The organism is Neisseria sp. HMSC070F02, from assembly GCF_001814225.1.
Taxonomy (GTDB): domain Bacteria; phylum Pseudomonadota; class Gammaproteobacteria; order Burkholderiales; family Neisseriaceae; genus Neisseria; species Neisseria meningitidis.
Genome location: NZ_KV815349.1, coordinates 1 through 3,360, shown reverse-complemented (window position 1 = coordinate 3,360; position 3,360 = coordinate 1). Strand labels below are relative to the sequence as shown.

The following is a 3,360-nucleotide window of genomic DNA, read 5'->3' as shown; positions in this document are numbered from 1 at the left end:
TGAGTTTCAGTCATTCCCGATAAATTGCCTTAGTGTGTGCATAATGTTCGTCTTCATAACGGGAAGGGCGGGCATTATACACTGGCAACGGATTTCAAAACAAAACCGATTTGCCGTGTTTCAGCGTAAACACGGCTTGTGTATAATCTCCCATCTTTGAAATCGGCCGTATGCAGGAGCAAGACGATGAATATTGAAGTAGAAATGAAAGTATTGGACGAGAGGATGGCGGATTTTATCCCTGCCTATGCAACGGAGGGTTCTGCAGGTTTAGATTTGCGCGCCTGTTTGGATGAGGAAGTCGTTTTGCAGCCGGGTGAAACGTTTCTTGTGCCGACGGGTTTGGCAATTTATTTGGCGAATCCCGCATATGCCGCCGTTTTGCTGCCCCGTTCCGGCTTGGGGCATAAACACGGCATTGTTTTGGGCAATTTGGTCGGTTTGATTGACTCCGATTATCAAGGGGAATTGAAGGTGTCGTTATGGAACAGAAGCAGCGAACCGTTTACTGTCAAACCGTTTGAGCGTATCGCGCAGATGGTTGTCGTGCCAATCGTGCAGGCGCGTTTCAAACGTGTCGAGGAATTTGTCGGAAGCAGCCGGGGTGAGGGCGGCTTCGGCAGTACGGGTTTGCATTGAATATAAAATGCCGTCTGAAGGGCACGTTAGGTTCAGACGGCATATCTTCCGATATACCGACAACCGGAGAAAATCATGAATACCTTACTCAACCAACTCAAACCCTATCCCTTTGCCCGACTGCGTGAAGCGATGCAGGGCATTTCCGCGCCCGAAGGTCTGGAAGCCGTCCCCCTTCACATCGGCGAACCGAAACATCCGACACCGAAAGTCATTACGGATGCGCTGACCGCCTCATTGCACGAGTTGGAAAAATATCCGCTGACGGCCGGTCTGCCTGAACTGCGTCAGGCGTGTGCAAACTGGTTAAAACGCCGTTACGATGGCTTGACAGTGGATGCGGATAATGAAATTCTGCCGGTTTTAGGCAGTAGGGAGGCGTTGTTTTCTTTTGTTCAAACCGTGTTGAACCCTGTTTCAGACGGCATCAAACCCGCAATTGTCAGCCCGAATCCCTTTTATCAGATTTACGAAGGTGCGACACTTTTGGGCGGCGGTGAAATCCATTTTGCCAATTGCCCCGCGCCGTCTTTCAACCCCGATTGGCGTAGTATTTCCGAAGAGGTTTGGAAACGCACCAAACTGGTGTTCGTCTGCTCGCCCAACAACCCCAGCGGCAGCGTACTGGATTTGGATGGATGGAAAGAAGTTTTTGATTTACAGGATAAATATGGTTTCATTATTGCCTCGGATGAATGCTATTCCGAAATCTATTTCGACGGCAACAAACCTTTAGGCTGCCTGCAGGCCGCTGCACAGTTGGGTCGAAGCAGGCAAAAACTGCTTATGTTCACCAGTTTGTCCAAGCGTTCCAACGTTCCGGGCCTGCGTTCCGGTTTTGTCGCCGGCGATGCCGAACTGCTTAAAAACTTTCTGCTTTACAGAACCTATCACGGCAGTGCAATGAGCATTCCCGTGCAGCGCGCAAGTATTGCCGCTTGGGATGACGAACAGCACGTTATCGACAACCGCCGCCTGTATCAGGAAAAATTTGAGCGCGTTATTCCCATTTTGCAACAGGTATTTGATGTTAAATTACCGGATGCCTCGTTTTACATCTGGTTGAAAGTCCCCGATGGCGACGATTTGGCATTTGCACGCAATTTATGGCAAAAAGCCGCTATCCAAGTATTGCCCGGACGCTTTTTGGCACGGGATACCGAACAGGGCAATCCCGGGGAAGGTTATGTCCGTATCGCTTTGGTTGCCGATGTCGCAACTTGTGTCAAAGCTGCGGAAACCATTGTTTCCCTATATCGGTAAAGAATAAAAAAATGCCGTCTGAACTTTTGTTCAGACGGCATTTTTCAATATTTTACGGTTGAATTTGCTATAACGGTAATTATAGTGGATTAACAAAAATCAGGACAAGGCGACGAAGCCGAAGACAGTACAGATAGTACGGCAAGGCGAGGCAACGCTGTACTGGTTTAAATTTAATCCACTATACTTCACTTTTAATCGGCTTGCCCGCAAACACGTTTAAACTTAAAATCCCCGTGTTTGACACAATACCGAGCAGATTATGTTTTTTGTCCTTTCCCCTGCGAAGAACCTTAATGAAAAAGACCCTGCCCCTGTCAGCGAGTTTACCCAACCCGACCTGCTGGCAGAGTCCGACATTCTAATGCAGCAGTTGCGCGAGCTTGCGCCGCAACAGATTGCCGAACTGATGCACGTTTCCGACAAAATTGCCCTCTTAAACGCGCAGCGCAATGCAGAATGGAACACGCCGTTTACGCCGGAAAACGCCAAACAGGCGGTCTTTATGTTCAACGGCGATGTTTACGAAGGTATGGATGCAAACACATTGGATATTGGACAGATACGCTATCTGCAAAACCATGTCCGCCTGCTGTCCGGTCTGTACGGTCTTCTTCGCCCGTTAGACCTGATACAGCCCTATCGTTTGGAAATGGGGACGGCATTTGCCAATTTGCGCGGCAAGAATTTGTATGAGTTTTGGGGCGACATCATTACCAACCTTTTAAATGACACGCTTGCCCAAGCAGGCAGCAATACGCTTGTCAACCTTGCCTCACAGGAATATTTCAAGTCCGTCAACACGAAAAAACTTCGGGCGCGGCTGATTACCCCGATATTTAAAGACGAAAAAAACGGTCAATATAAAATCATCAGTTTCTATGCCAAGCGCGCGCGCGGATTAATGGTGCGCTATGCGGCAGAACATCATATTACCGACCCTGAAATGCTGAAAAATTTTAATTACGAAGGCTACGCATTCAATGACGCGGCTTCAAATGAAAGCGAATGGGTTTTTATGCGTTCGGAACAAATAAAGTGAAAACAATAAATTAAGTATTTTCCGAAAAAAGTGCTTGGCAAAATGTATAAATTTCATTATTATTCCTAATCTTCAAGAAGACGGAAGCGTGGCAGAGCGGTTTAATGCAACGGTCTTGAAAACCGTCGAGGGTTGATAGCCCTCCGTGAGTTCGAATCTCACCGCTTCCGCCAATCCTTGAGGTCAAAAACCAAATAAAAATGAAGTAGCATAAAGCATCGGCATTTTTATTTGGTTTTACTGCATTATCGGAAACGTGGCAGAGAGGCTGAATGCAGCGGACTCGAAATCCGCTGAGGGTGCAAATCCTCCGTGGGTTCGAATCCCACCGTTTCCGCCACAAAACAAAACCGCCCTGATTCGGGGCGGTTCTTTTTTGTTCAAGATTGAGACCTTTGCAAAATTCCTTTCCCTCC

3 protein-coding genes, 2 tRNA genes and 1 pseudogene are annotated in these 3,360 nt (G+C 47.8%); all 6 read left to right on the top strand.

Annotation, left to right across the window (positions count from 1 at the left end):
- Positions 1–186: 186 nt before the first annotated feature.
- Positions 187–639, top strand: coding sequence for a dUTP diphosphatase (gene dut / locus HMPREF2959_RS00640; protein ID WP_002243460.1), 453 nt, complete (start codon positions 187–189; stop codon positions 637–639).
- Positions 640–714: 75 nt separating this feature from the next.
- Positions 715–1,902, top strand: coding sequence for a succinyldiaminopimelate transaminase (gene dapC, locus HMPREF2959_RS00635; RefSeq protein WP_002243461.1), 1,188 nt, complete (start codon positions 715–717; stop codon positions 1,900–1,902).
- An 88-nt stretch (positions 1,903–1,990) separates the two neighbouring features.
- Positions 1,991–2,116 (top strand): annotated as a pseudogene (locus HMPREF2959_RS13430) (IS5/IS1182 family transposase); the annotation flags it as partial.
- Between the two features lie 48 nt (positions 2,117–2,164).
- A complete protein-coding gene (yaaA, locus tag HMPREF2959_RS00630; protein WP_002243462.1) occupies positions 2,165–2,944 on the top strand; it encodes a peroxide stress protein YaaA in 780 nt (259 codons plus the stop codon).
- A gap of 82 nt (positions 2,945–3,026) precedes the next feature.
- A tRNA-Ser gene (locus tag HMPREF2959_RS00625) sits at positions 3,027–3,117 on the top strand.
- Between the two features lie 77 nt (positions 3,118–3,194).
- Positions 3,195–3,284, top strand: a tRNA-Ser gene (locus tag HMPREF2959_RS00620).
- The last annotated feature ends 76 nt before the right edge of the window (positions 3,285–3,360 follow it).

Bases quoted from the DNA above. Each gene is read 5' to 3' on its own strand.
- dut (WP_002243460.1), top strand. From the start codon at position 187: ATGAATATTGAAGTAGAAATGAAAGTATTGGACGAGAGGATGGCGGAT.
- dapC (WP_002243461.1), top strand. From the start codon at position 715: ATGAATACCTTACTCAACCAACTCAAACCCTATCCCTTTGCCCGACTG.
- yaaA (WP_002243462.1), top strand. From the start codon at position 2,165: ATGTTTTTTGTCCTTTCCCCTGCGAAGAACCTTAATGAAAAAGACCCT.